General features: G+C 33.6%; 42 protein-coding genes. 36 read left to right on the top strand and 6 right to left on the bottom strand.

Annotated features, from left to right (window positions below; all coding sequences use genetic code 11):
- The first annotated feature begins 17 nt into the window (after positions 1–17).
- Complete coding sequence (locus tag ACP3TL_RS06590) at positions 18–419, top strand: VOC family protein (RefSeq protein WP_069832892.1); 402 nt, start codon at positions 18–20, stop codon at positions 417–419.
- A 112-nt stretch (positions 420–531) separates the two neighbouring features.
- On the opposite strand, the gene ACP3TL_RS06585 is transcribed toward ACP3TL_RS06590, so the two are convergent.
- On the bottom strand, positions 532–2,229 hold the full coding sequence (locus tag ACP3TL_RS06585; protein WP_069832891.1) for an Rqc2 family fibronectin-binding protein: 1,698 nt from the start codon (positions 2,227–2,229) through the stop codon (positions 532–534).
- Positions 2,230–2,388: 159 nt separating this feature from the next.
- On the opposite strand from ACP3TL_RS06585, the gene gmk reads away from it, so the two are divergent.
- From gmk to priA, 4 genes are all read left to right on the top strand, one after another.
- Positions 2,389–3,012 (top strand): guanylate kinase, encoded by a 624-nt coding sequence (gmk, locus tag ACP3TL_RS06580; protein WP_069816237.1) that lies wholly within the window; start codon positions 2,389–2,391, stop codon positions 3,010–3,012.
- On the top strand, positions 3,012–3,227 hold the full coding sequence (gene rpoZ / locus ACP3TL_RS06575; RefSeq protein ID WP_002507908.1) for a DNA-directed RNA polymerase subunit omega: 216 nt from the start codon (positions 3,012–3,014) through the stop codon (positions 3,225–3,227). The genes gmk and rpoZ overlap by 1 nt, the downstream gene beginning before the upstream one ends.
- A 361-nt stretch (positions 3,228–3,588) precedes the next feature.
- On the top strand, positions 3,589–4,797 hold the full coding sequence (gene coaBC, locus ACP3TL_RS06570; protein WP_069832890.1) for a bifunctional phosphopantothenoylcysteine decarboxylase/phosphopantothenate--cysteine ligase CoaBC: 1,209 nt from the start codon (positions 3,589–3,591) through the stop codon (positions 4,795–4,797).
- A 1-nt stretch (position 4,798) separates the two neighbouring features.
- Positions 4,799–7,207 carry a primosomal protein N' gene (priA, locus tag ACP3TL_RS06565; RefSeq protein ID WP_069816233.1) on the top strand — a complete coding sequence of 803 codons (2,409 nt, stop codon included), beginning with the start codon at positions 4,799–4,801 and terminating at the stop codon, positions 7,205–7,207.
- An 89-nt stretch (positions 7,208–7,296) separates the two neighbouring features.
- On the opposite strand, the gene ACP3TL_RS06560 is transcribed toward priA, so the two are convergent.
- The 4 genes from ACP3TL_RS06560 to ACP3TL_RS06545 form a co-directional block, all read right to left on the bottom strand.
- A complete protein-coding gene (locus tag ACP3TL_RS06560; protein ID WP_285325523.1) occupies positions 7,297–8,502 on the bottom strand; it encodes a tyrosine-type recombinase/integrase in 1,206 nt (401 codons plus the stop codon).
- A gap of 58 nt (positions 8,503–8,560) precedes the next feature.
- A complete protein-coding gene (locus ACP3TL_RS06555) occupies positions 8,561–9,067 on the bottom strand; it encodes a hypothetical protein (RefSeq protein WP_285325524.1) in 507 nt (168 codons plus the stop codon).
- Positions 9,068–9,155: 88 nt separating this feature from the next.
- Positions 9,156–9,638 (bottom strand): ImmA/IrrE family metallo-endopeptidase, encoded by a 483-nt coding sequence (locus tag ACP3TL_RS06550; protein ID WP_285325711.1) that lies wholly within the window; start codon positions 9,636–9,638, stop codon positions 9,156–9,158.
- Positions 9,639–9,665: 27 nt separating this feature from the next.
- Complete coding sequence (locus tag ACP3TL_RS06545; RefSeq protein ID WP_069816225.1) at positions 9,666–9,965, bottom strand: helix-turn-helix domain-containing protein; 300 nt, start codon at positions 9,963–9,965, stop codon at positions 9,666–9,668.
- 210 nt (positions 9,966–10,175) lie between these two features.
- Between ACP3TL_RS06545 and ACP3TL_RS06540 the strand changes: the two genes are divergently transcribed.
- The 20 genes from ACP3TL_RS06540 (at position 10,176) to ACP3TL_RS06445 (ending at position 19,019) form a co-directional block, all read left to right on the top strand.
- Positions 10,176–10,379: a hypothetical protein gene (locus ACP3TL_RS06540; RefSeq protein WP_285325525.1), complete on the top strand. Its 204-nt coding sequence runs from the start codon at positions 10,176–10,178 to the stop codon at positions 10,377–10,379.
- 18 nt (positions 10,380–10,397) lie between these two features.
- Positions 10,398–10,655, top strand: a complete 258-nt coding sequence (locus tag ACP3TL_RS06535) for a helix-turn-helix domain-containing protein (protein WP_285325526.1) — start codon at positions 10,398–10,400, stop codon at positions 10,653–10,655.
- A 10-nt stretch (positions 10,656–10,665) separates the two neighbouring features.
- The gene (locus tag ACP3TL_RS06530; protein WP_285325527.1) at positions 10,666–10,851 is read left to right on the top strand and encodes a hypothetical protein; all 186 of its coding nucleotides are present in this window, start codon (positions 10,666–10,668) and stop codon (positions 10,849–10,851) included.
- 65 nt (positions 10,852–10,916) lie between these two features.
- Positions 10,917–11,279 (top strand): PDDEXK family nuclease, encoded by a 363-nt coding sequence (locus ACP3TL_RS06525; protein ID WP_285325528.1) that lies wholly within the window; start codon positions 10,917–10,919, stop codon positions 11,277–11,279.
- Positions 11,276–12,490, top strand: coding sequence for a helicase-related protein (locus ACP3TL_RS06520; protein ID WP_285325529.1), 1,215 nt, complete (start codon positions 11,276–11,278; stop codon positions 12,488–12,490). Before ACP3TL_RS06525 ends, ACP3TL_RS06520 begins: the two co-directional genes overlap by 4 nt.
- Positions 12,487–12,744, top strand: coding sequence for a DUF2483 family protein (locus ACP3TL_RS06515; RefSeq protein WP_285325530.1), 258 nt, complete (start codon positions 12,487–12,489; stop codon positions 12,742–12,744). Before ACP3TL_RS06520 ends, ACP3TL_RS06515 begins: the two co-directional genes overlap by 4 nt.
- Positions 12,741–13,364 carry a Sak single strand annealing protein gene (locus tag ACP3TL_RS06510; protein ID WP_285325531.1) on the top strand — a complete coding sequence of 208 codons (624 nt, stop codon included), beginning with the start codon at positions 12,741–12,743 and terminating at the stop codon, positions 13,362–13,364. Before ACP3TL_RS06515 ends, ACP3TL_RS06510 begins: the two co-directional genes overlap by 4 nt.
- Before the next feature lie 2 nt (positions 13,365–13,366).
- The gene (locus ACP3TL_RS06505; protein WP_285325532.1) at positions 13,367–13,768 is read left to right on the top strand and encodes a single-stranded DNA-binding protein; all 402 of its coding nucleotides are present in this window, start codon (positions 13,367–13,369) and stop codon (positions 13,766–13,768) included.
- A 14-nt stretch (positions 13,769–13,782) separates the two neighbouring features.
- Positions 13,783–13,977 (top strand): hypothetical protein, encoded by a 195-nt coding sequence (locus tag ACP3TL_RS06500; RefSeq protein WP_285325533.1) that lies wholly within the window; start codon positions 13,783–13,785, stop codon positions 13,975–13,977.
- Positions 13,967–14,854 carry a hypothetical protein gene (locus ACP3TL_RS06495; protein WP_285325534.1) on the top strand — a complete coding sequence of 296 codons (888 nt, stop codon included), beginning with the start codon at positions 13,967–13,969 and terminating at the stop codon, positions 14,852–14,854. Before ACP3TL_RS06500 ends, ACP3TL_RS06495 begins: the two co-directional genes overlap by 11 nt.
- A 14-nt stretch (positions 14,855–14,868) precedes the next feature.
- Positions 14,869–16,191: a DNA primase family protein gene (locus ACP3TL_RS06490; protein ID WP_285325535.1), complete on the top strand. Its 1,323-nt coding sequence runs from the start codon at positions 14,869–14,871 to the stop codon at positions 16,189–16,191.
- 288 nt (positions 16,192–16,479) lie between these two features.
- A complete protein-coding gene (locus ACP3TL_RS06485) occupies positions 16,480–16,692 on the top strand; it encodes a hypothetical protein (protein WP_285325536.1) in 213 nt (70 codons plus the stop codon).
- 12 nt (positions 16,693–16,704) lie between these two features.
- Entirely contained in the window at positions 16,705–16,890 is a 186-nt protein-coding gene (locus ACP3TL_RS06480; RefSeq protein ID WP_285325537.1) for a hypothetical protein, read from the top strand.
- Positions 16,890–17,270, top strand: coding sequence for a hypothetical protein (locus tag ACP3TL_RS06475; RefSeq protein ID WP_285325538.1), 381 nt, complete (start codon positions 16,890–16,892; stop codon positions 17,268–17,270). Before ACP3TL_RS06480 ends, ACP3TL_RS06475 begins: the two co-directional genes overlap by 1 nt.
- Positions 17,271–17,474, top strand: coding sequence for a hypothetical protein (locus ACP3TL_RS06470; protein ID WP_285325539.1), 204 nt, complete (start codon positions 17,271–17,273; stop codon positions 17,472–17,474).
- On the top strand, positions 17,455–17,682 hold the full coding sequence (locus tag ACP3TL_RS06465) for a hypothetical protein (RefSeq protein ID WP_285325540.1): 228 nt from the start codon (positions 17,455–17,457) through the stop codon (positions 17,680–17,682). Before ACP3TL_RS06470 ends, ACP3TL_RS06465 begins: the two co-directional genes overlap by 20 nt.
- A complete protein-coding gene (locus tag ACP3TL_RS06460; protein WP_285325541.1) occupies positions 17,679–17,882 on the top strand; it encodes a hypothetical protein in 204 nt (67 codons plus the stop codon). Before ACP3TL_RS06465 ends, ACP3TL_RS06460 begins: the two co-directional genes overlap by 4 nt.
- Positions 17,872–18,255, top strand: a complete 384-nt coding sequence (locus ACP3TL_RS06455; protein ID WP_285325542.1) for a hypothetical protein — start codon at positions 17,872–17,874, stop codon at positions 18,253–18,255. The genes ACP3TL_RS06460 and ACP3TL_RS06455 overlap by 11 nt, the downstream gene beginning before the upstream one ends.
- A 90-nt stretch (positions 18,256–18,345) precedes the next feature.
- On the top strand, positions 18,346–18,837 hold the full coding sequence (locus ACP3TL_RS06450; RefSeq protein ID WP_426433213.1) for a hypothetical protein: 492 nt from the start codon (positions 18,346–18,348) through the stop codon (positions 18,835–18,837).
- On the top strand, positions 18,837–19,019 hold the full coding sequence (locus tag ACP3TL_RS06445; RefSeq protein ID WP_285325544.1) for a hypothetical protein: 183 nt from the start codon (positions 18,837–18,839) through the stop codon (positions 19,017–19,019). Before ACP3TL_RS06450 ends, ACP3TL_RS06445 begins: the two co-directional genes overlap by 1 nt.
- Here ACP3TL_RS06445 and ACP3TL_RS06440 read toward each other — a convergent pair.
- Entirely contained in the window at positions 19,001–19,705 is a 705-nt protein-coding gene (locus ACP3TL_RS06440) for a hypothetical protein (RefSeq protein WP_285325545.1), read from the bottom strand. The two genes, ACP3TL_RS06445 and ACP3TL_RS06440, sit on opposite strands and share 19 nt — an antisense overlap.
- A 68-nt stretch (positions 19,706–19,773) precedes the next feature.
- Here ACP3TL_RS06440 and ACP3TL_RS06435 point away from each other — a divergent pair, with 68 nt between their 5' ends.
- The 11 genes from ACP3TL_RS06435 to ACP3TL_RS06390 all read left to right on the top strand — a co-directional run bounded on the left by ACP3TL_RS06435 (position 19,774) and on the right by ACP3TL_RS06390 (position 25,375).
- Positions 19,774–20,073 carry a MazG-like family protein gene (locus ACP3TL_RS06435; protein WP_285325546.1) on the top strand — a complete coding sequence of 100 codons (300 nt, stop codon included), beginning with the start codon at positions 19,774–19,776 and terminating at the stop codon, positions 20,071–20,073.
- Between the two features lie 38 nt (positions 20,074–20,111).
- Positions 20,112–20,363, top strand: coding sequence for a DUF1381 domain-containing protein (locus ACP3TL_RS15000; RefSeq protein ID WP_484378946.1), 252 nt, complete (start codon positions 20,112–20,114; stop codon positions 20,361–20,363).
- Positions 20,360–20,494 carry a transcriptional activator RinB gene (rinB, locus tag ACP3TL_RS06430; protein WP_210146187.1) on the top strand — a complete coding sequence of 45 codons (135 nt, stop codon included), beginning with the start codon at positions 20,360–20,362 and terminating at the stop codon, positions 20,492–20,494. Before ACP3TL_RS15000 ends, rinB begins: the two co-directional genes overlap by 4 nt.
- Positions 20,491–20,721 carry a DUF1514 family protein gene (locus tag ACP3TL_RS06425; RefSeq protein WP_285325547.1) on the top strand — a complete coding sequence of 77 codons (231 nt, stop codon included), beginning with the start codon at positions 20,491–20,493 and terminating at the stop codon, positions 20,719–20,721. Before rinB ends, ACP3TL_RS06425 begins: the two co-directional genes overlap by 4 nt.
- A 13-nt stretch (positions 20,722–20,734) precedes the next feature.
- The gene (locus ACP3TL_RS06420; RefSeq protein ID WP_285325548.1) at positions 20,735–21,133 is read left to right on the top strand and encodes a hypothetical protein; all 399 of its coding nucleotides are present in this window, start codon (positions 20,735–20,737) and stop codon (positions 21,131–21,133) included.
- Positions 21,134–21,717: 584 nt separating this feature from the next.
- Entirely contained in the window at positions 21,718–22,137 is a 420-nt protein-coding gene (locus ACP3TL_RS06415; protein ID WP_317134758.1) for an HNH endonuclease, read from the top strand.
- A gap of 378 nt (positions 22,138–22,515) precedes the next feature.
- On the top strand, positions 22,516–22,875 hold the full coding sequence (locus ACP3TL_RS06410) for a phage terminase small subunit P27 family (protein ID WP_285325549.1): 360 nt from the start codon (positions 22,516–22,518) through the stop codon (positions 22,873–22,875).
- Positions 22,872–24,584: a terminase large subunit gene (locus ACP3TL_RS06405; protein ID WP_285325550.1), complete on the top strand. Its 1,713-nt coding sequence runs from the start codon at positions 22,872–22,874 to the stop codon at positions 24,582–24,584. The genes ACP3TL_RS06410 and ACP3TL_RS06405 overlap by 4 nt, the downstream gene beginning before the upstream one ends.
- A 12-nt stretch (positions 24,585–24,596) precedes the next feature.
- Positions 24,597–24,758: a hypothetical protein gene (locus ACP3TL_RS06400; RefSeq protein WP_285325551.1), complete on the top strand. Its 162-nt coding sequence runs from the start codon at positions 24,597–24,599 to the stop codon at positions 24,756–24,758.
- A gap of 12 nt (positions 24,759–24,770) precedes the next feature.
- A complete protein-coding gene (locus ACP3TL_RS06395; RefSeq protein ID WP_285325552.1) occupies positions 24,771–25,172 on the top strand; it encodes a coiled-coil domain-containing protein in 402 nt (133 codons plus the stop codon).
- Positions 25,169–25,375 (top strand): hypothetical protein, encoded by a 207-nt coding sequence (locus ACP3TL_RS06390; protein ID WP_285325553.1) that lies wholly within the window; start codon positions 25,169–25,171, stop codon positions 25,373–25,375. Before ACP3TL_RS06395 ends, ACP3TL_RS06390 begins: the two co-directional genes overlap by 4 nt.
- Positions 25,376–25,416: the final 41 nt, after the last annotated feature.

The raw sequence follows: 25,416 nt of genomic DNA, 5'->3' as shown, positions 1-25,416 counted from the left end.
ATTAAGGAGGTTGGATAATGGCTATACCAAAAATAACTACATTTCTAATGTTCAATGGAGATGCAGAAGAAGCAATTAATTTATATGTTAATACATTTGAAGATGCTGAAATATTGGCATTGGTAAGATATAGTGAAAGTGATGAAGAACCAACAGGGGCTGTACAACACGCTATTTTCAGGTTGAAAGATCAAGTGTTTATGGCAATTGATAATATGAATGGTGTCGATATAGAAATGAATCCAGCCGTATCATTATATGTCACTGTAGACAGTGCGTTAGAAATGGAACGCTTATTCAGTAATCTGAAAAGTGGTGGGGCTATTTTAATGCCTAAAACACAAATGCCACCATTTAGAGAATTTGCTTGGATACAAGATAAATTTGGTGTTAATTTTCAACTAGCATTGCCAGAATAAACTTAAATTAGAGAATGAAAAAAGCTAGGATATAATCGTTTTTGAAAAAACAAACGACTTTATCCTAGCTTTTTTATTATGCGCTTTGATAATCCTAACGCATAATAAAAAATTATTTTACTTTCATTTTTTGAATGTGATCATAATCTGGTGTAGCGAAAAGCGTTTTTTGATTATCATATGTTACAAAACCTGGTTTGGCACCTGAAGGTTTGTGCACATGTCTAATTTCTGTGTAATCTATTGGAATTTGTCCAGAATTACCAGCTTTGGAGAAATAACCAGATAACATGGCCGCTTCTTTAATCGTCTCTTCACTTGGTGCATCACTAAGTATCACAACATGAGAGCCTGGTATATCTTTCGTGTGGAACCAAAGATGATTTTTTGCTGCTTTTTTATTCGTTAAATAATCATTTTGTTTATTGTTTTTACCGACAAGAATCGTATCACCATCAGTTGAAACATATGCTTGTAATTGAATGGTTTGTTTCTTTTTCTTCTTGTTTTGTTTGCGTTGTTTCATAAAGCCCTGTTCTGCTAGCTCATCACGGATATCATCAATTTCATCAACAGAGATATGTGCGAGCTGTTGTTCAATACTTTCAAAATAAGCAATATTCTCTTGAGTTAATTCAATTTGATGGAGCAACTCGTGTGCTCTTGTTTTCAACTTGTTATATTTTTTATAATAATTCTGCGCATTGACAGCAGGGGCTTTGGTTGGGTTAAGAGGAATTGTAATTTCTTCACCAGTATAATAATTAAGCGTCGTAATTTCTTTATCGCCTTGCTTAATTTGATAAATATTGGCTGTTATTAACTCACCATATAGTTGCTGTAATTCTTTTTCTTTGGTACCTTCTTGCTCATCAATTAATTTACTTAATTTATTTTGATATTTATGAAGTTGTTGCTGTACAAATTTAACTAAATCATTCGCACGTTGTTTGACACGCTCTCTTTCGCCACGTGCATCATAATAGCGATCAAGTAAATCATGCAGTGAATCGTATTCTACAACATCATCATAAAATTGATTTAATTTCATAAAGTAAAAATCTTCTTTACCTGTTTTATGATTTTTATGGAAAACAGGTATGGGCTCACCCTTAGTTTCTTCAATTACTGTATCAAATGCTTCAGGCAAAGTTTGGGCAGTCGTAAATTGTTTTCTGCTAACAATTTCATTAGTAATTAATGGACTAAACCCTTCGATGTGATCTAGTAATTGTCGAGCTATTTTCCCACTATTAAAATCTATATATTTTAATACAGTTTCTCCAGATATATCATATGGATTAATTTTGTTTTGCGCGGGTGGTGCTTCATATTGAAAACCAGGCATTACAGTACGATACTGATTTGTGTTTGGTGTTAAATGCTTAAAGCCTTCAATAATCTTGTGCTGTTCGTTTACTAATATTAAATTACTGTGTTTACCCATAATCTCTAATATAATTGTACGATGTATTGTATCGCCAATTTCATCTTTACTCTGTACATCTATTTCTACGCGTCTATCATTACCAATTTGTCTTACTGCTTTTATAAAGCCACCTTCAATATGTTTACGGAACACACGTGCAAACATAGGAGGATCAAATGGATTGTCATATTTTTTATTAGTTAAATGCATTCTAGTAAAACTTGGATGGATAGAAAGTAGAAGCTGATGATTTTTACGATTTTGACGCACAACGACAAGAAGTGTGTCGTTTTCTGGTTGATTTATTTTGTGGATTCTACCACCTACAAGAAATTGTAGAGATTCCACCATTTTTTTAGTGAATAAACCATCATATGCCATTACTATCAGCCACCTTATTTTTAGTCATTCAACATATTGTAACATGGCGTAAAGATTAGGTCATGAGCAAAGTTTGTGTTGTGGGACGCTATACAATTGAATGTTTCTTATGGTATCATATGTTAATAATAGAAGATTAGCTTAGAGAGGTAGTAAGTCATGGATAATGAGAAAGGTTTATTGATTGTACTATCTGGACCTTCTGGTGTAGGAAAAGGGACAGTTAGAAAAAAAATATTTGATGATCCAACCACATCTTATAAATATTCTATTTCAATGACCACACGTGGTAAGCGTGAAGGTGAAGTAGATGGCGTTGATTATTTTTTCAAAGCAAAAGCAGAATTTGAAGAATTAATTAAACAAGATGAATTTATAGAATACGCTGAATACGTAGGAAATTACTATGGGACGCCTGTTCAATATGTTAAAGATACGATGGAACAAGGCCATGACGTATTTTTAGAAATTGAAGTAGAAGGTGCGAAACAGGTGCGTAAGAAATTCCCTGATGCATTGTTTGTTTTTCTTGCCCCGCCAAGTTTAGATCATTTACGTGAACGCTTAGTCGGTCGTGGCACGGAGTCTGATGAAAAAATTCAAAGTCGTGTGAATGAAGCACGTAAAGAAGTAGAAATGATGAACTTGTATGACTATGTTGTAGTTAATGACGAAGTAGAGTTAGCTAAACAACGTATTCAATCTATTGTAGAAGCTGAGCATTTGAAGAGAGAACGTATTGAAGCGAAATATAGAAAAATGATATTGGAGGCAAAAAAATAATGTTATACCCACCATTAAACGAATTAACAGCAAAAGTTAATTCAAAATATTTAATTGCAACTACTGCTGCAAAACGTGCTCGTGAAATAGATGAAAATCCAGAATCTGCATTGTTAAGCAAATATGATGCAAAAAAACCTGTAGGTAAAGCGCTAGAAGAAATCGCTGGCGGAGATGTTTATCCTGACGGACTTTACAAAATACCATCTAAGTAATTAAAAGTTAATCTTGAAACATATAAATAACAACTAGCATGCTGCTAATTAAAAGTTTTTCAAATGAGTCTGGGACATAAATACATGTCTCAGACTCAATTGTTAGATTGAACAGTAGTTGTTTGATATCTAATTGTACTTGTTTCAAGCTTTTTTAGTAAGCCTTACGGGGGCGGGAATAGAAATCAAATTTTGATTTCTATCCTGCTCCCTTTTTTTATTTAATTTAAAATTTTGTGTATAATGGTGATTAATCATCTATTTAAAGCATTTAATAACAAATTAACCTTTGTGTTATTTATAAACATAAATTTATAGCCTATTAAGAGGTCATATTTAAATTATTTGGAGGAGATTTGCAATGAAACGAATATTACTTGCTGTTACAGGTGGCATTGCTGCGTATAAAGCAATTGATTTAACAAGTAAATTAACGCAAGCAGACTATGACGTTAGAGTTATGCTTACAGATCATGCACAAGAATTTGTGACCCCATTAGCTTTTCAAGCAATTGGTAGAAATCCAGTTTATACAAGTACTTTTTTAGAACAGAATCCGGAAGAAATACAACATGTTGCATTAGGTGATTGGGCGGACGCAATCGTAGTGGCACCAGCGACAGCAAATATCATTGCCAAACTTGCAAATGGCATTGCAGATGATATGGTGACGTCGACATTGCTTGCTACTGAAACAGCTAAATTTATTGCGCCAGCGATGAATGTGCATATGTATGAAAATAAGCGGACACAACACAATCTCGCTACACTGAGTTCAGATGGTTATTATTTTCTTGAACCCGGTGAGGGCTTTTTAGCATGTGGCTATGTAGCAAAAGGCCGCATGGAAGAACCTTTGCAAATTGTTGAAAGGTTAAACCAGTTTTTCAAAGACAATGAACAAGCATCTTATTCGATAGACAGTCGATTTGAAGGTATGAACGCATTAATCACTGCTGGACCGACTGTCGAAGAGTTGGACCCAGTACGTTATTTATCTAACCGATCATCAGGAAAAATTGGTTATGCATTGGCAGAATCACTAACTAAGCGTGGAGCGAACGTCACACTCGTATCTGGACCTACACACCTAACACCTCCAGAAAATGTGAATGTTATTCAAATTCAGAGTGCTGAGGAAATGTTTGAAGTGGTAAAAACACGCTTTGATGAACAAGATATCGTATTTAAAGCTGCAGCAGTATCAGATTATGCACCTGCTGAAATGTTAGAGCACAAACTAAAAAAACAAGACGGTACATTATCTGTGACTTTTAAACGTACGCCAGATATTTTGAAATATCTAGGTGAACACAAAACAAAGCAATTCTTAGTAGGCTTTGCGGCAGAAACACAAAATATTGAAACATATGCTCAGAAAAAACTGCAACATAAAAATGCAGATGTGATTATTGCTAATAACGTAGGCGATCGTTCAATAGGATTTAGTTCGGATGATAATGACTATACGATGTATTTTAAAAATGGAGGTCCTATTAGTTTAGGAAAACACAAAAAAGTCATATTAGCGGAGCATATCTTAGATAGTTTAGAAACAAGGTGGGAATAAAATGATAGCAAAAGTAATTGTTGATATACCTTCTAAAAGTGTGGACTTTACGTTCGATTATATTATTCCTACAAGACTACAATCTATGATACAAGTTGGTATGCGTGTCATTGTGCCTTTTGGACCAAGAACAATTCAAGGCTATATTATGGAAATAACAGAACAACCTGACGCAAATATAGACATAGCTAAGTTAAAAGAGATAAAAGAAATTCAAGATATTAAACCAGAATTAACTGAAGAACTTATTAAGTTAACAGATTGGTATAATAATTATTTTGTGACGAAGCGAATTTCTATGTTAGAAGTGATGTTACCGAGTGCAATTAAAGCTAAATATACAAAAGTTTTTTCAATTGAAAATGATGAAGCAATTCCTGAACAGTTACGTCGTCGTTTTGATAGCGAAGGGCATTATGCGTATAAAGAAGCTCAATATAATGATGATTTATCCGTCATATCACCTTTGTTAAAGCAAGGTGATATTAGTGAAGTAACATTGCTTTCTCAAAGTCTCAGTAAAAAGAAACAACGTGCTGTGAGAGTGATAGAAGGTTTTGAATATGATGCTGTACTTGGTTCTTTAGAAAAGTCTCAAAAGCAATATGATTTATATGCTTATTTAATTGATGAACGTCATCATACTGTATTACTGAAACAATTAGAAGCAATGAACTTTTCAAAATCGAGCATTGATACACTGATGCGCAAAGGTTTTGTGGAAAAATACGATGCAATCGTTGAACGTGACCCCTTTGAAACGCGTGTATTTGAACAAGACGAAAAGCAACAACTCACAGTTGACCAACAGCAAGCGTTTGAAGCAATACTTAAAAATATTAAGGCACATGAGCAGAGAACTTTTTTACTTCATGGTGTGACTGGTTCAGGAAAGACTGAAGTATATTTGCAAACAATTGAAGAAGTCTTGCATTTAGATAGACAAGCTATGATGCTAGTGCCGGAAATTGCCTTAACCCCACAAATGGTTTTAAGGTTTAAGCAACGATTTGGTGATGAAGTAGCTGTGCTCCATTCAGGTTTGTCAAAAGGTGAACGTTATGATGAATGGCAAAAAATCAGAGATGGTAAAGCTCGGGTAAGTGTTGGTGCACGGTCAAGTGTGTTTGCACCATTTAAAAATTTAGGCATGATCATTATTGATGAAGAACATGAATCATCTTATAAACAAGAGGATTATCCTAGATACCATGCACGTGATATCGCAGAGTGGCGCAGTCAATATCATCAGTGTCCATTGATATTAGGGAGTGCTACACCAAGTTTAGAAACTTACGCGCGCGCAGATAAGGGTGTTTATGAACTGTTATCTTTACCTAACAGAGTCAATCAACAGGCATTGCCAGAAATTGAAATCGTTGATATGAGAGCTGAATTAAGTTCAGGCAACCGGTCTATGTTTTCAGAACAATTACGTGAAGCCATTCAAACTCGTTTAGATAAACAAGAACAGATTGTATTGTTTTTAAATCGTCGAGGCTATGCATCATTTATGTTATGCAGAGATTGTGGTCATGTACCACAATGTCCCAATTGTGATATCTCATTGACTTATCATAAGTCTTCGGATCAATTGAAGTGTCATTATTGTGGTCATCAAGAAACACCACCGAACAAATGTCCTAATTGTGAAAGTGAACATATCAGACAGGTTGGTACTGGTACACAAAGAGTTGAGGAATTATTACAAGAAGTGTTCCAAGAAGCACGCATTATACGAATGGATGTTGATACTACATCTCGTAAAGGTGCGCATGAAAAATTATTAAATGATTTTGGCTCAGGTAAAGGTGATATTTTATTAGGTACTCAAATGATTGCGAAAGGGTTAGACTTTCCTAATATCACACTCGTAGGTGTACTCAATGCGGATACAATGTTGAACCTTCCTGACTTCAGAGCAAGTGAACGTACTTACCAATTATTAACACAAGTATCAGGCCGTGCAGGACGTCACGAAAAAGAAGGACAAGTAATCATTCAAACTTATAATCCAGAACATTATGCGATTAAAGATGTTCAAGAAAATGATTATCCAGCTTTCTTTAACAAAGAGATGAATTATAGGAAAATAGGGAAATATCCTCCTTACTTCTTTTTAATTAATTTCACTATTGCACACAAAGATATGAAGAAAGTAATGGAAGCATCGAAACATATTCATAAAATTTTATTACAGCATTTATCAGACAAAGCGTTAGTATTAGGACCATCACCAGCAGCATTATCAAGGATAAATAATGAATATCGCTTCCAAATCTTAATTAAATATAAAAGTGAACCAGCGCTACACGAAGCGCTTAAGTATTTAGATGATTATTACCATGACCAATATTTAAAAGACAAGCTATCATTGAAAATTGATATTAATCCCCAAATGATGATGTAATAAGGGGTGTAAAATGGCTTAACACCAGTGGTTACAAGGGTTATAGAGGGTGCTGAAATTATAAAAAGGGCAGAAAAAGGGCAGATTGTTTAATTGGGAATGTTTTCTAACTTCTCGGTTAACTGTTTGTCCATTTTTTCTGTTACATGGGTGTATATCTGAATCGTTGTTTTTTCGTCTGTATGTTCAACTCTTTTCATAATTGCTTTGAGTGATACATTCATTTCAACGAGTATACTTATATGAGTGTGTCTGAAGGTGTGGGAAGTAACTTTCTTATTTATACCTAATTCAATGGCAGCGTCTGATAATAATTTATTTACTTTATGAGAATATAATGGATTGCCAAATCTTGTAGTAAAGATAAAACCACGATCAATGTAATCTTTTTCCCAATGAGCAGATTTTTTATTTTTCAATATTACTTTTTTTAAGATTTCAACTGCACGTTTGTTAATAGAAATCGTTCTTCTTGAACCTCTAGTTTTAGTTGTGTCTTTATATCCATATCCATTTTCATATTTTATCCAATGAATTGTTCCGTTTATATCTATTGTTTTATTTTGAAAATCGATATCCTTTTCTTGTAATGCTTGAACTTCTCCAATTCTCATACCTGTTAGCGCTTGTAGTTCTATTAAGCTAGCTACAAATAAATTCAACCTTTTGTCCGAATGTTTTTTTGTTAATATAAAATCACGTATTTTTAACACTTGATTCATCTCAAGATAGTTGTATATTTTTTGTTCTTCTTTTTCTATATCTTCTAGTGTTTTAGCCTTCTTGGGTACTTCCACATCATTTAACATATGTTTGTTAGTGTATCCATAAAATTTCGTTGCATATGATAAAGCTTTTTTCATATCATTGAGTTGTCGTCTAACTTGGTTTTCTGAATACATTTCTGATAGTCCATTAATTAGTTTTTGCACATGTTTTACATCTAACTTTGAAACTAGTGTATGTTCATTTATATTGCTCTTTAAATTGTTCAAACGAACTTTTGAATTTTTTAAAGTTGTTACTTTTAAACCAGATGTATTTTTGTGATACTCAATCCATTCATCTAGTAAATTGTGAACCGTTAATGATTTTAAATTGTTATTGGTGCTAGTAGACATCTTACTTTTTATCTTATCGTCTAATTGGAACACAGCCTCTTTTTGAGAAGCTTTAGTATTTTTGTTCATAACAATACTTACTCGTTTCCATTTGTCTGTATACGGGTCTCTATACTTCTCGTAGTAGCGATATTTAGTTTTGCCTTCTTTATCTTTGAATTGTTCGCTCCACATAGGTCATTCCTCCTAAAAAAGATAAAAATATATAGGGCATAGTTAAATGCCCTTAGAATTATTCATTTGTTTTATGTGGTACAGCATCATCCATAGGTAGACCAGTTTCTGGGTCTAGTTGGTCGTTAGAATAATATTCGTCTGCTGGTTCTAGTAACCCAGCATCACCGTTTGGTATACCAGTATAACCATGTTCTTTAGCTACTTTAGCATTAGCTTCCATCTTTTCTTGGTCTGTAGGTTCTTGTTGAACTGGTTGTTCTTCAACTACAGGTGCTTCTTCTTGCGACTGAATAGGTTGTTGTTCTTGAGTGTTCACTTGTTCTTGTGATTCCACAGGTTGTTCAGTAGTTTGTTGTTCTTGTGATTGCGGTTCTTCGTTCGCTATTTCTTCATTAGACTTATCATCTGATTTGTCATCGTCATCTTTTTTCTTATCGTTTTTTTTGCTTTCTTTATCAGACGCTTTAGTTTCTTTCTTATCGTCTAGCTTGCTTTCTTCTTCGTTCCCACATGCTGCTAATACTAAAAAACTCGCTAATACTAAAAATAGTAGCTTTTTCATTTTACATTCTCCCTTATAATAAATTTATTTTATATTAAACAACCTACAATTAGATATGAGTGTACCCAGACACTCAATGTAAGTTGGATTAATCTTTCTTCATTATTTTTAATGGTTCAAATTGTATGAAGTAACCATCATATTTTACATAGTTTCCAAATTGCTTTTTATAATCTTCTATAGCTTCAAAGAAATATGATCTATCAATTTGCATTAACAAACACATCTCATATAAATCTCCCCATATCCCTTGTTTATAGCACTTTATTAATTTTTCTAAAGGGACAGCCAATTTAAATCCATATCTTCTAGCTTTCAATTCTTGTCGAGCAGCATTGATATTATCTTTTCTTGAATATACTCCTGTGATATTTCCATAAGATGTTTCATGATGCCCTAATTCTTCTGCTAATACGCCGTTCTGAATATAATGGTCATAATCATTGTTTAAAATAACTAACCCATTAGGTAAGTATTTGTTTCTTTTATAATCCCCCTTAACTTTATCTACAGGAAACTGAGTTTCAACTACACTTAAATTCTCATAGTTGCTCAATAATTCTTCTCTCATTTGCAATGCACTCAACCCCTAAAACAATTACTTTTTATATTTTTGCATAAATTCTCTAATTTCTTTAATTTCTTCTTCAGTTAGGTCATCTTCTGAATGCGCAGCTTCAACTTCTTCAAATTCAGTACCCAAATTAAATAAATAATCAACTGTTACGCCAATTCCTTTTGCTACAGCAATAACATTTTCTATTTTTGCTCCCTCGAAGTTTCTTTCCAACATAGAACGTAAAGTTGTGTAGCTAACGCCGATTTCTTTCGCAAATGATCGTGTGTTGTAGCCCATTTCTTTGATATTTTCTTCTACAAATTCGCTCCTATTATTCATTGTAAAGTCCTCCATTATTTGTACGACATTTCGTATTTGATAAATTAAGTATACATGCATTTAAATAGGAAGTAAAGAGTTTTATTACGAAAAATCGTACTTTTTTAAATAAAATGGTTGCATGTGTACGATTAATCGTATATAGTATTACTTGTAGATACGACACATCGTACACAGATGCAAAACATCGTATCTTTGGAGGTGATTATTTTGTATCCAAAACTACTTACAGCGATGAAGGATCATAACATCACAGAAAAAGATATAGCTAGGGTTTTGAACATTCCTTACACAACCGTAAGAGATAGAACAAAAGGGAAATATTCATTTACTTTTGAACAAGCAATGTTAATAAACAAAAAATTGTTCCCAGGCTATACATCAGAAGAATTATTTAAAGCGAGAAAGCAGTAACAGAAAGGAGTAATAACTATGACAGATATACCAACAAAACAAAATGTTGTAGAAGATGAAAGCCAAGTTGTATTTTATCCACTATACGGAAAACCACCAACTATAGCAAAGGTATTCGATGTTGGAAAATCAACTGTTTACAGATGGTTACGTGATTATGATGAAGATGATCTAGGTGTTAAAGACTTGTACCTTGATTTGTCTGCAAACATGACACGAATCGACATTGAAAAGTTGAGAGAGTATTTAAAACTTAGAAATAAAAAATGGTTGTAGGAGGGATTAAATGAGAGGTTTACTAGCATTATCAACAGCAATAGTCGTATTCTTCATAGCTTTGATATTCACAAAAGACTTTATTCACTTGTTTCTAATCTACTGGGTAGCCGTTTGCTTTAGTTATATGGCTTGGGACAGTTGGATTAACTATATAAAGACAGAAAAAAAGACTGATAAGCGTTGGAGCGCTTAACAGTCTGAAGAAACTTAAGTAAAAATACACAACTTAATTATATATCATACGTAGGAGGTTTGCAATTGGAACCAGAGAAAAAAGTTGAAAACAAGATTCGCAAATTCTTAGTGGACAATGGAGCTTTCGTTATGAAAACGCATGGTGGAAGTCCTGGAGTTCCAGTAGGCATACCCGACTTGTTTGCAATCTATAGAGGAATTGCATTATTTATCGAAGTCAAACGTGAAAAGGGCGGAAGAGTTAAACCAATTCAAATAGCCCAGATTGATTCATTAAAACAACATGGCACGATAGCGATTGTAGCTAACGACGTTTCTTATGTAAAAGATTTAATTGAAACTATCGACACATTAATTACAGAGGGCGCATGGAAAAACATTCAAACTGCTATCAATATGGCTAACGAAATGGGTGTAAAACAGTGATTCTATATCCAACACAAGAACAAGTGTTGAACGAAGCTAACCCATCACATTACTTTGCTTTAGGTACAAGTTCAGGTAAGTCATTAATTTCTATTTACCACTACTTGAAGCATAGAGATAGTGAGCCATTACTTATAGTTTGCCCTCCAACTAAAAAGAAAAGTAACGAATGGGATTACGAAATAAAAAAAGTAGAAGAACACGAAAACATAGAAATTGAATATGAAATTATAGCATCATCAATGCTTGCTAAAGAATATTCAAACTATAAAAACTACTTTGTGATACTGGATGAAGCACATTACTTCATGAATCCGACAAGCAACAGAGGAAAGGCAGCGCAAAAATTGTGCAAAGCATCTACTAACTTTTCAATGCTATCTGCAACGCCTGGTGAGAATTGGGAGAAGTTTATGAATTATTTAATTACCTTCAATTTTTACAAGAATAAAACAGAGTTTCTAAAGAAACATGCTATATACGAAACTAAGCATTTTGGCGGTAGATCCATTAAACAAATTGTAGATTTCCAAAATACCAATAAATTAGAAAGCCTTTGGCAATCAATATCAACTATGAAAGAAACATCTTACTTTGTAGATTTGCCACAAGTAACTGAACGTTTTGTTGAGTTTAATAAATCAACTATTTATAAAAAGGCAGCAAAAGATAGAGTGATTGAAATAGATGACGAACGAGTCATATTAGATAGCCCTCCCAAACTAGCTGCAACATTACGTTACTTATCGAACCAAAAATCAAAAGTAAACTACACAAAAGAATTGTTGGAAAGTACCAATGATAATGTTGTTATCTTTTATCAATTCACTAAAGAAAAAGACAATCTACTACAGATGATAAGTAAGTTAGATAAAACAGTGTTCGAAGTAAGCGGCCAAAACTTTGAGCTACCGACGCAAGAAGAACGCCCAACTTTAACTAACAGTGTCACATTGGTACAAATTCAAGCTGGTAGTGCTGCAATCGAATTAAAGTATGCAAGTCAAGTTATTTATTATTGCCCTACTTATAGCTTCACACAGTATCAGCAATCACGTGGCAGGTGTATCAGACATGGTGGACATGACAGAGTGGAGATTATCAAATTTAAAACTAAAGGGACAATCGAAACACAAGTTTGGAAAGCGTTAAGCGATAAAAAAGATTTCGACGAAAAACTATATTTACTAGAGGAGGATAAGCGATTATGACAAAACCAACTAAAACGGATTCACACGAAAAAATATACTTCTTAATCAAACGTAAAGGTTTAGGTTTATATATTACTAATAGACCTAATAAAAATATTGAAGAAGTTGAATATACAGACAACAAAATTAATGCAAGACGTTTTGATGAAGATGATTTTGAAATATTAACCATAGATAAAACACTTCACGAAAAAGTGGAAGTACTAAAAAAATATGCAATTGTAACATTTGAAAGTGTGGTGCCATTCAATTGAGTGAACAATCATTATTTGAACAATTAAATCAATTAAACGTTAATGATCATGTAGACAAGAAGAACGGTTTATCTTACCTTTCCTGGTCATATGCACACCAAGAATTAATGAAAGTTGACCCACAATATTCAGTGAAGATACACGAATATCCACATCCAGAAGTAGCGAACGAGCAATACTTCGTTCCATATCTTGCTACACCAGAAGGTTATAGCGTGACTGTATCTATCACGATTAAAGGGCAAACAGCAACGGAAACATTACCGGTATTAGACTTTAAAAATAAATCAGTAGCATACAAACAAGCAGACATGTTCCAAATCAACAAAACATATAAACGTTGCTTCGTTAAAGCAGCAGCTTTACATGGACTAGGATTATACATCTACAACGGTGATGTAATGCCGGAGCAACCATTTGAAGCAGCGAGCGATTCAGAAACAAAAGATGTTGTAAGTAAAATTCAAGAATTGGCACCACTAATGGATATAACCGAACAACAGTTAAGAAAGAAAATGAATATAGATTTAAACAAACTATCAAGTGAAGATGCCGAAGAAGCAATCATGAGATTAGATAACGGAATTACACAATTTAAAAATAAAAAGGATGGTAAATAAATATGAATCAATTTAATGGTGTAGGTAATTTAGTAGCAGATGTAGAACTTAAAGGACAAAACAGCAATGTAGCGAGTTTTAGAGTAGCGATACAACGTCCATTTAAAAATAAACAAACTGATGAATATGAAACAGATTTTCTAACATGTAAAGCATTTGGCAAAACTGCTGAAATAATAGCAAACAACTTTAGTAAAGGTCAAAAAGTTGGAATCACAGGTTCGATTCAAACAGGTAGTTTTGATGGCAAAGATGGTAAAAAAGTTTTCACAACTGATGTAGTTGTTAACCAAGTTACGTTTGTTGAACGTAAGGGACAAGGTTCTAATCAGAACACCAAACAAAATAACACCAATGCTTTTGCTAACGGAACAAACGATCTAAAAGACGAATTACCATTCTAAAGGGGGATATTCAAATGAGCGATAAAGATTTTATAATTAAAAAATTAAATGAAATTTATGATATTTATATTGAAATGGAGGACCATCTACCTTCACCAGATGCGGCAGAATACGTATATTTAGAAAAAGGCCATGTTATAGATTTCAGAGATGAGTGCGAAGAAGAATTTGATAGAAATTCTAAAGTGATTGATTTAAATGAGCGTTAAACACACTATCACATATTTTAAGAATCACAGCGACGTAGCTAATCCATTACATTATCAACTTACCTTTCATGAATTAATTAACACATTATCAAATGTTAAAACTCATTCAGACAAAGGAAGTGCTGGTGTAATGGTGGCTGGTTACGCCACATATAGAAACAATGAACACACAAAAACTAGAAGCATGATAACTATTGATGTAGATGATATACCTAACACAATTAATTTTCCTTCATTTATTAAAGACCGATTTCAATTTGCTTATGTGATATACCCAACGCATAGTCATACAGAAAGTGAACAGCGTTATAGATTATGTATACCTTTAATGGAAGAAATTGAATCTAAATATTATAAACAAGTCACATTATTCATTCTCAAATTTTTAAAGATGAAAAGCGAATTAGAAAAGAATAAATATGAAGGTAGTAAGTCAGTAGTGTTTTACGACCCAGCAAGTGTTTCACAATGCCATGCAATGAATTTACCAACAACAGAAAACGATGGTTCAGATTACAAACTTCATTACTCTGATAACGAGTTGTTAGATCCAACACCATTAGTTGAACATGCAAAACGCATACAAGAACAAGAGAAAACGATGCGTAAGAATGGCACACACAAACGCAGTAAAGAAGATGACGAATGGCTAAACCTATTAAAAGGTGTAGGTGATGGTCAACGCACACATGCTACAGAAGCTATGGCTGGATTGTTCATAAACAAATTCAGTCGTGATATAGCTTACGAATTATTAAACATGTGGAACTTACAAAACCATCCACCTTTAGAAGAACGAAAACTATTACATCATTTCAATGGAATATATAAAACGCATTGCAATAACAACAATTTACAGTATGACCCTATTAAGTAAGAAAGGAGGATTACATGGATAACATCTATGAGTTTGCAGAAAAACAAACGGAAAGCATCATACAAGAGAATGAAGCTAGATTCTTTAAGAAAGAAGATAACCAACAACCTAAGTTTCATCATAATGAGTTTGCCGAATACATCATGAGTAAGTACCACGTGATCAATATTAACAATAGACTTCATGTATATAAAGACGGTATCTATATAGATGACGAACGTTTGGTAAAACACGCAATGGTCACACAAATTCCGAAATTAAGAAGAACGCAACAAACAGAAGTATTAGAATATTTGCGTACAATGGCACCTCATAAAGATGAAGAACCAGCTCACTTAATACCAGTTAAAAATGGTGTCTATAACATAAAAGAAAACGAATTAATATCGCATACACCAGACTTGATATTCACTGCAAGATTCAATGTTAACTATGATGCAGATGCGAAGTCTGAAATCGTAAGTGAAACATTATTTACCATAGCTGACGAAGATACAGAAATCGTAGAAATGTTCACACAAATATTCGGATATCTTCTATATAAAGAGAACTTCATTGGAAAGTCATTTCTATTTGTTGGTAGCGGTGGTAATGGTAAGTCATTGTTATTAAGAATGATGCAAGCGATGGTTGGAACAGAAAACACTTCGAGTGTGTCACTACAAGCATTAAGTGAACAGTTCAACGTATCATCATTACACCACAAACTACTTAACGCTGGTGATGACATACCACTTAAAAGTATAGATGACGCTTCAAACTTTAAAAAGTTATCTACTGGTGAGCCAGTGTTAGCTGCATATAAAGGACAAGATGTATTCGCATTTGAAAACTATGCCAAATTAGTATTCAGTGCAAACGGATTGCCACGTTGGTATGAAAATAGCAACGGTGTATTCGACAGGTTAATCATTGTGCCATTCAATGCACGCATTAGAGGAACATCAAAAGAAGACCCTAACCTACCTAAGAAGGTTACTACAGAAGAATCCAAGTCATATCTGTTCAATATAGCTTTAGGTGGATTAAAAAAAGTATTGAAGAATAATGGCATCTACTTACCATCAGCTGTTCAAACAGAAATGGACGACTTTAGAAAAGACAATGATCCATTATCTTCTTTTATGGATAGTTATGATATAGAACAAAAACGAGCAACTGATGTCTATGAAGATTATAGAGATTGGTCAGAGTTCGAAGGTTACAAACATCCATTAATAAGAAAAGAGTTTAAAAAGAAAATCATTGAAAAAGGATATACACAAATTAAAAAAAGAATAGGTGGTTATCCAACTTCACAATGGTGTTATATTCACAAGGATAAATTAGAAGAATAATAAAGGTGTTCCAAAAATCAAGTTAGTGTTCCAAGAATTTTTAAAATTGGAACAGCTGTAACCCTTGTGGCTCTAGCCATGTTCCATTTGTTCCAATTGTTCCAACTTTTCTAAATCTATAGAAAAAATAGTATATATATAAGAGAAAGTATATATAAGGGGAGAGTTGAAAAACTAGGAACTTTTGGAACGGTATGGGTAAAAATGTTGGGAGAGTAAGGCGGAAGGTGTTCCATAAACATAAAAAATTGGAACAACTTTGGATCACTATTGGAACTGGAGAAAGTTATGGGATTAAACACAGAATACAATTTAAAAGATACTAAAGGTAAAGTGGTTGGTTCAGTCATACCGTTAAATGGTAGAGATAACAGAATTTTCGGATTATATAAAGCATATGGATTAGATGAATACATTGTAAATGATGAACGGTTAAAAGAAATCATGCTGCAATATAAATTAATTAGAGTGGATCAAGTAGATATATTTGATTTCATATAGAAGGTGATTCCAATGAATGAAGAAACAATAAAGATTAAGTATACTGCATCGTTTGAAAAGACAGTGCCATTTATACAAAGACCAAATGAAGAAGCGAACGATGTGTTAGATCGTATTGGTCAAGACATGGATAAATACGTGAATGATTATTTAGATGGAACGTTTATAGAATTTAGTGAGCCGGAGGTAAAAGACTAATGAATATCAATTTAAGCAGAGCAAAAGATGATAAAGGTAACTTATGTTTCGTGATGATAGATGATAACGAAGAAGTGTTTGTGGATGTAGAAGATTACAAGGAAGCAAAACAACTTGGTATCCATTACATGAGAATTAGATACCATGCGAAGAAAGGTAGACAACACTTAAAAAACTACATTAGAAAGTATGACCAACGTCAAGGTGTGGACAGACTCAATGCAGAGGATAGAGAGCGTGCTGAACGTAAGGTTGAGTTGGAAGAACATAAGCAACGTAAGGAACAGGAACGCCTGCAGATGATAGAGGACGCTAAGCGTAGAAGTAAGTGGTTTGAACATTTATCAGAAAATGATGTATTTCCGAAAGTGGTGAAGTAGATGAAGATTAGAGATTTGGATATCGGCTACACTGTTTGGTTCATTAAGCGAGGTAAAACGTTATCAGAATATGGAACAGTTAAAGAATTGATATACAACGATGGAGAACCACAAGCAGTAGTTGAAATGGGAGAGTACACGAAAGTCATTGATGATACTTATGATATAGCGATAGGAAGTGGATATGATGGGGAGAGAAGCTAAATTTGATTACGTGATATATAAAGGTGAAGAAGTCGTTTGTCATGGTACACGTAAAGAATGTGCAGACATGTTAGGTGTTAAAGAAGATTCAATAACTTATCTGTCATGTAAACAGAATAGAAGCTATGTTATGAAATACCCGGACAGTAATAGATTGTATGCAGAAAAAGTAAGTATTGCAGAGATAGAGAAAGAGTTAGCGCTATGATCCTATCAGATACTATAAAAGTTAAGTATAAATTAGATACATGTGGGCTACAGACACATGAAGTTGCAAAGTTACTACGTGATAAAGGTGTTAAGGGATTCGTAATATCTTCGAATGATAGAAGTGTAATCGTAGCAGTACCACGTGAGGATATAAAACGGAACAGGAAGATAATGGAGGGGATTAGGAATGAAAATTAAAACTAAGAAACAACTAAACTTACCGCAGTTGATTGAGTGGGCGATGGATAATGATATAAAGCATAGAGTATTTGAATCAAATCCAAACTTTGATGGAGTTACTTATAAATTAGGTTTCGATATTGGTGGAGATTTGTATTTTGAGGAACCGTTAACACCTACACTACTTTTCACTATAGAAGTCGAGGAAGAAATTGACGAATTCAGCGATATTAAAAGATTGGCACATTATACAGTACATGGTTTTACAAGTACTAACTTCAATAAAAGTATAGGAGAATTAAGAAAGAGTAATTCATTAGCATTTTATATCATGAATGATGATAGAACATTGACTTTAATATGGACGAAAGAGAAAGGTATGGTCGAATAATGAAACAATTCACAGTTTGGCTAGCAGTCGTAATAATACTGGCAATCATACTATTGGTAATGTGGACAACTATGTAAAGGAGTGGTGAGGGTGAGTTATGAAGTAGATTATAACAGTTGGTTAGAACGCCAAAAAGAAAGGTTAACTTTTAAATACAACAAAATCAAAGCAGAACGCGACACACTAATCGATGATATAGCAGTGTTGAAAGCAAATAATGAGAGGTACAGAAAGAGAGCAGAGAACGCAATGGATTATGCGGAACGTTCTCAATGTGAAGTATTGAGGTTGGAACGGGAGAATGAGAAGTTACGTAGTTTGAATGATATTAAAGATAATGCTTTTAAAGGGGCAGACAGAATTATCAAGAACCAGAAACACGAAAACAAAGCATTACGTATACAATCTAATACTTACTTTGACGAGTGGCAGGAATCAGAGAAACAAAGAAATGAGTTTATCTCATACGTTAATCTATACACCACCCTAACCAACCACATACGTTTGAAAGCAGAAAACAATCCTGGTGTAAGTCGCTATATAGATTTGGTAGGCTACATTAATAGATTGGAGCAAAAATAATGGATAAATATTTAGTGAAAAAAGAATTACCAACTGAAGTGAAAGAAATAAATTTAATAAAGGTTGAAACAACAGTTGGTAGTGGAAGTGAAAAAGATCCTTATAGAAATGTTGTAGCTTTATACAATAAAAACGGTCAATTTATCACAGTTATTGAAGATACTTATTTATTTTCAGAATGATAAGATTTGTAGTTATGTTGCTGGATTAAAGTTTGGATATTACTAATAAGTATGTTTAAAAGCACTTTCATATCTTCATTATTTAAACTTTCATGGCGCTGATAAGGGTGTGCTCCATCGTTACCTACCCACGAAAGCAAATCAGAAAGCCAATTGCTTTCTGGTAAATTAAGAAGTCTAATTCTTTCAGGGAGTTGTTTTTTTTGTAACGACTTTTCATTTTTTTCTTCATATTTTATCAAGTAATCCCAAACTAATTGCTCGGCAGCTTTACGATAACCTAATTTTAATAGTTCGTATAAGTTATGCTTTTCAGCCATTTTAAGTTGTTTATGTATATTGGCAAAGTCTTTAGAGCATGAAATTATTTCGGAAGTAAGTGCTTCATTGTCGTATTGATATTCAGGTGGCAATTTATCTGCTTTATAAGTTGTTCTGCCCATTGTGAATGATGATGAATTATTGAATTTATAGGATTGTAAAAAATGTTGATTACAGTTATTACACTCTAAAATTATAGAAAATTCAAAAGAATTTTCTTCAATTCCGGAACTAGATAGAAATTTTGGGGTCTGTAATTGATCGCAATAAGGACATTGTTCAGGTAAATCAATATTTATTAAAGTAGTTTGGTTTGTTGGTCTATTGTTTAAAGTTTTCTGTACATCGATTGTAAGTTTTGACATTTTATTACCTCGCTTTTATTTACTAATTTTCATTATACAAAATTCTAATATAGAAAGGAAAGATGATTATGAACGAATTAATCAAACAAGTAGAACAATGGAGTATAGATAAGAACCTAGACAAAGGTAATCCAGATAGACAAGCGTTGAAATTCTATGAAGAAGCTGGAGAAGTTGGTGCAGCATTATCACGCAACAAACTAGACGACTTAAAAGACGGTATAGGCGACACAGTCGTTACTTTAATTATATTGGCACAACAACATGGAATGACATTAGAGGATTGTTTACAGTACGCGTATGACGAAATCAAAGGAAGAAAAGGAAAGACAATCAATGGAACGTTCATCAAAGAATCAGACTTGTAAGAAAGACATACTACAAAAGGTAAAGGAAGTGTTGCAGCGTGACTGATTATTTAATCCGACACATAACCGACTCGACTAACCACACCTTCACTGAAGTCATCAAACCACGTGAGAATGAGCGTTACGAGATTGTGAGTGCAGAGAGTAAGGAAGAGGCGGAGGAGATTGCAAATAAACCTAAAGGGTTGTTAAGTGTAGTGCCATCTAGTTTTAATAATCATCGGTCTATAAATAAACCCATACCTGATAGAAAACACGCTACACCACCAAGAAAGGACAGTGACCAATGAGAATACTTAAAACACTATTAATCATAGCAGTATACGAACTAAGCAAATATGTTACGAATGAAATTATTACACGCAGACAAGCAAACGATGCGGTGGATCAGTACCCGATGGATTATGAGGTGAGTGAATGATGTTCTGGATAATAGCAACTATACTTCTAGGCGTAATCGCAGTCATTTCACTTATATTAAACACAGTCAAAGATACTAAGATAGATGCGCTGGAATATGAGGTGGCATACTTATTAGATATTATATTCAATGATCATGGCGATGTTGTGTTGAGATTGAAGGAAGATGAGCTTACTGATGAAGATATTAGAGAGATTAAAGATAAGTGGGATAAACGAATTAAATAACTGGAGGTATTAGATGTACAGTGAATCATCGGTAAGAGAATTAATTACAGGGTACTACTGGAGAACTAATTTAATTGAAGACCAAGTGTATGAGTATGATAGTACATCTACTGCACAGTATGGTATTGAATCGGCTATGCCTAAAGCGCAGGGTGGTACTGGTGATAAGGTATTAGTCAGAGTGATGATGAACGATAAGAACAATAAGCAGATTAAAAAGTTAGCGACCGAGACATCCTTTGTGGATGAACATGAACATAAAGTAAGTAATCCCAAGAACTACCATTTACTTCAGTTATTAAAGAGAGGTGAAAAGGTAAGCACGATTGAAAGGTTATTAGATATAAGTGAACGTAATATATATAACCGCATTAAACAAATAGTCAAAGTGTACATGGAAGCACAACAGTAAGTATGCAGAAAATGCAGAGATTGCAGAGTTTGCGCAGTATTAGGATATACTAAATTTATTTTATATAATTGACCCATGAGGTAAAACTCACATTATAAATAAACAATACTATATTATGCTCGATGTGGTAACGAGGTTAAACAACGCCACATACTATATTATAACTAAGGCACACCTTGTGATTGGGTGTGTCTTTTTATATGCACGTATTCATACGCCACAAAGATAAGCACACATTATATAGGTGCCTTTGAATAGGACACATTAGACACATGCCTTGTTAGGTGGTCGGTGAATAGGTGTATGGTTATAGGTCAGGGCTTTGAGCCTCGTGGTTACAACCTTGATACCTGTGACCCAATACCTTACACGTTGATAGCACAACAGGTCTTGAACCGTTTAAGAGATAGGTAAGACAACACATAGAAAGCTATAACAATGTGTAAGTTCATAAGACTTTGCTAATCATTGATAGAACATTATGTTTATTATTTCGCTAATATTATTCTATGTTTAGTTCTATCTTTGATAACAAAGTAATAAGTAAATGTAATGAAAGATTATTCAATTGATTGTTTAATCAAATGATTATGTTTGTGAAAGATGTTAGAACAATTCCATTAAAGAAATGTAATAAGATTAATTGTAATAAATTAATATCATTCAATGAAAGTTATTGTGATGAACATAAAGAATTAAAGAATGATTATAAAAAGAATTATGATTCATTTAGATATGAAAGAGATCAAACATTCATTCGATTCTATAACAGTAAAGCATGGAAGGACACAAGACATAGTGTAATGCTTGCACATGATTGGTTATGCTGCAACTGCTTACGCAAAGGGTTGTACACCAAAGCAGATGTGGTAGACCATATAGCTGAGTTGAGAGACGATTGGGATAAGAGGTTGGATAAGAGTAATCTTGAGCCACTGTGTCACGCTTGCCATAACGTTAAGACTATTCGAGAGAAACAAAGAAGATTAAAAGTGGAGAAATGAAAATTATAAGTTAAGTCGAATTTATATTGACGGCGGGTATTTAACATTCGGCTCTGAAATGTACCGGGATATATTTTAAAAGTTTTGATTTTAGAATTTAAATAATATTTTTATATAAATTATTTTTAATTTTATGAAGGGGCAGTCACTTTCAATGGCGGACTTTTAACCAGGACAAATCCCGACCCGATACCCTTCCGCGAGTCGGATTCTAGTAATAAAAGTAAAATTGCGTACTATTTGAATTAAATCTAATCAAAAGGAGGTTAAAACATGGGAAGAAACTTGAAATTGCTGTCAGAGAATAAGGGAAACCTTACCGTAGAACAACAAGAAAGTAAGAAAGCAGCGGAAAAATCTATCAGAGACTTGGAACCTTTGGATAATAAGCCTCCTGATTGGTTAGATGGTACTGCTAAAGTAGAATATGACAGGATTATCCCGCTATTACAAGAATTACCGATAGCTAGTTTAGACTTGGCTCTCGTTTCAGCGTATTGCCAAGCGTATTCTGACTATCAACGTGCAACAGTAGAACTTGCCAGAGGTGAAACGGTAACTTTCACTGAAAGAGGTTCGAAAGTTAATCCTTGGCACCGAGTTAAAGTAGATTCTTTCAATATCATCAATTCTATCGCACCCAAGCTAGGGTTAACCATTGATTCACGACTTAAAATCTTCACACCTACTGAAACTAAGAAGGAAGATGCCGACCCAATGGCTAGATTTGCAAAATGATAGATTACGAAAGAGATTATACAACAGAATATGCAAGAGCAGTAGTCAGTGGTGAGATTTTAGCTAGTCGAAAGAATATACAGAGTTGTCAAAGGCATTTAGACGATTTGAGCAATCCTTTACTCAATTATCATTTCGATTATGAGAGAGCTAACAATGTTATTGATTTCTTTGGTGAGCTACCTGATCCAAAGAGTAGAAAACTATTAACATTAGCTGGATATCAAACGTTTATCGTTGGTTCTTTAATGGGTTGGCGAGATTCGGAAGATAATCGACGATACACTAAAGCTTATGTCTCAATGGCTCGTAAAAATGGTAAGACTTTAACAATAGCTGGGTTAGCATTGTACGATTTACTGTACGGTGACGAACCAAGAGCTGAACGACTTATTGGTTTGACTGCAAACAACAGAGACCAAGCATCTATTGCTTATAAGATGGTTAAGTCACAACTTGAAGCGGTTAACTCTAGGTCACAATACACTAAAAAGAATACAAAGATTACAGACAGTAGGAAAATCATAAATAACCTTATTGATGGTTCTGAGATTCGTGCTACATCTTCAGATGCTGGAAGCCAAGAGGGTGAACAGTATTCGTTAGGTATTATTGACGAATATCACATTGCTAAGTCTAATGATATGTTGCAATCGATTAGTAGAGGACAAGTATTATTGAAATCTCCTTTGCTTATTATCATTTCAACAGCTGGTGAAGATTTGAACGTACCTATGTATGAAGAATATCAATATATAACACGTTTACTGAACAGAGAAGTTAAGAATGATAACTATTTTGTATATTGTGCTGAACAAGACAGTGAGGACGAGATACATGACCCTTCTACATGGATTAAATCCAATCCTTTGCTAGAAGTTGAAAGTATTGCAGAGGTATTGCGTGAGAATATAAACGATGATGTACAAGAAGGTATCGATAAGAACGATTTAAACAGTATCTTGGTTAAGAACATGAACCTGTGGAGACAATCAAGTAAAGATACGTATATTCAGATGAACGATTGGCAAGCTGGTTACATGGAGGACGAATTGGACATCAAAGGTAAAGATGTTTACATAGGCGTCGACCTATCACGAAGTGAAGATTTAACCGCCTTGACATTCATCTATCCGTTAGAGGATAAGAAGTATTACGTTGACGCACATGTGTTTGTAGGCTTCAAGAACTCGATTCAAGAGAAGGCTAAGAGGGATAAAATAGATTACGAGAAGTTAGTTCGTACTGATAAAGCTAGTTTGACACATGCTGAGTCAGGAATCATTGACCCTGAACAAGTTGTAAACTGGTTAATTGATTTTATTGACGATAACGAGTTAAACGTTAAAGCCATTTGTTATGATCCGTGGGAATCGTCCTATTTTGTAACCAAGATGGAAAAAGAAACCGGACATCCTTTAATACAAGTTGCACAAGATTATAAATCACTTGGTCCAGTATTGAAACAGTTTAGATTAGATGTATTTGAGAAACGGGTTGTGCATAATAACAATCCTAACTTGAATTTAGCAATTGGAAACGCAATTACTAAGACTGATAACAACAACATGATGATATTAGATAAGAAAATCAACAGACAGAAAATTGATGCACTTGTAAGTCTAGTTACAGGATACAGTCAAGCTATTAATTACGAATTTGAATCAGATTTACAAGATTATATCATGTCCGATGATTTCGGATTTTAGGAGAGCTGATAAATGGATATTTATTTGGATAAAGAGAATATGATAGTTTTTCTTTCTTTGAATGCTAACTCTACAGCGGAATCAAGAATAAAATTAGCAAAAATGTGGAAAGAAAGTGGATTACCTTATCATATAATAGTTCTTGATAATATTAACAAATTTGAATTGATCTAGGAGGTCAACTAAATGAACAAAGTTGAATTTTATGAAGCTAAGTTAAATGAGTTGAAAAAGGAAATTACACAATTTGAAGAGTGGATAAAATCAAATAACGAACGAATAAAAACTGCTAAAAAGGAATTACAGTTAACAAATGAAAACATTATAGTTAGAAATGAGATTTTACTCGACTTGGAAACCTCATTTTATGGTAATGATTTTATCGATAACTTCGGTAAGTCTAATTTCATAGTTTGTGAAATTGAAAATCATAAAGAAATTTTAATTCATGCAAAAAGTGGAAGAGAAGAATTACAATCATACATTGAAGATTTTAAAAAACAAACTAAAAAATATAACTTAGGTATTAGCGATTGTAAAGAAGGGATTTTAGTAATCGAATATTTATTATCGGAGGCTAAAAAATGAACACTTTAAACAAATTTAAACTCATAGGAGCAGCGATTATCAATAACTTGATACCGTTGCTTTTTTTATTGGGATTAATCGTTGTCAACACAGCCTGTTACATACAATGGGGACTGGTTACAGGGTTAATAGTTACTGGAGCAACATTAATACTCATTGCATTGATACTTGTTGGTGAGAAATCCCAACAACCGACAGAATAAACGACATATCTGTAAAGGGGGTGTATAAAACTAATGGGAAT

Origin of the sequence: Staphylococcus caseorum (assembly GCF_049943195.1) — a bacterium.
In the GTDB taxonomy this organism is placed as follows: Bacteria; Bacillota; Bacilli; order Staphylococcales; family Staphylococcaceae; genus Staphylococcus; species Staphylococcus equorum_A.
This window is presented reverse-complemented; position numbering and strand designations above follow the sequence as displayed.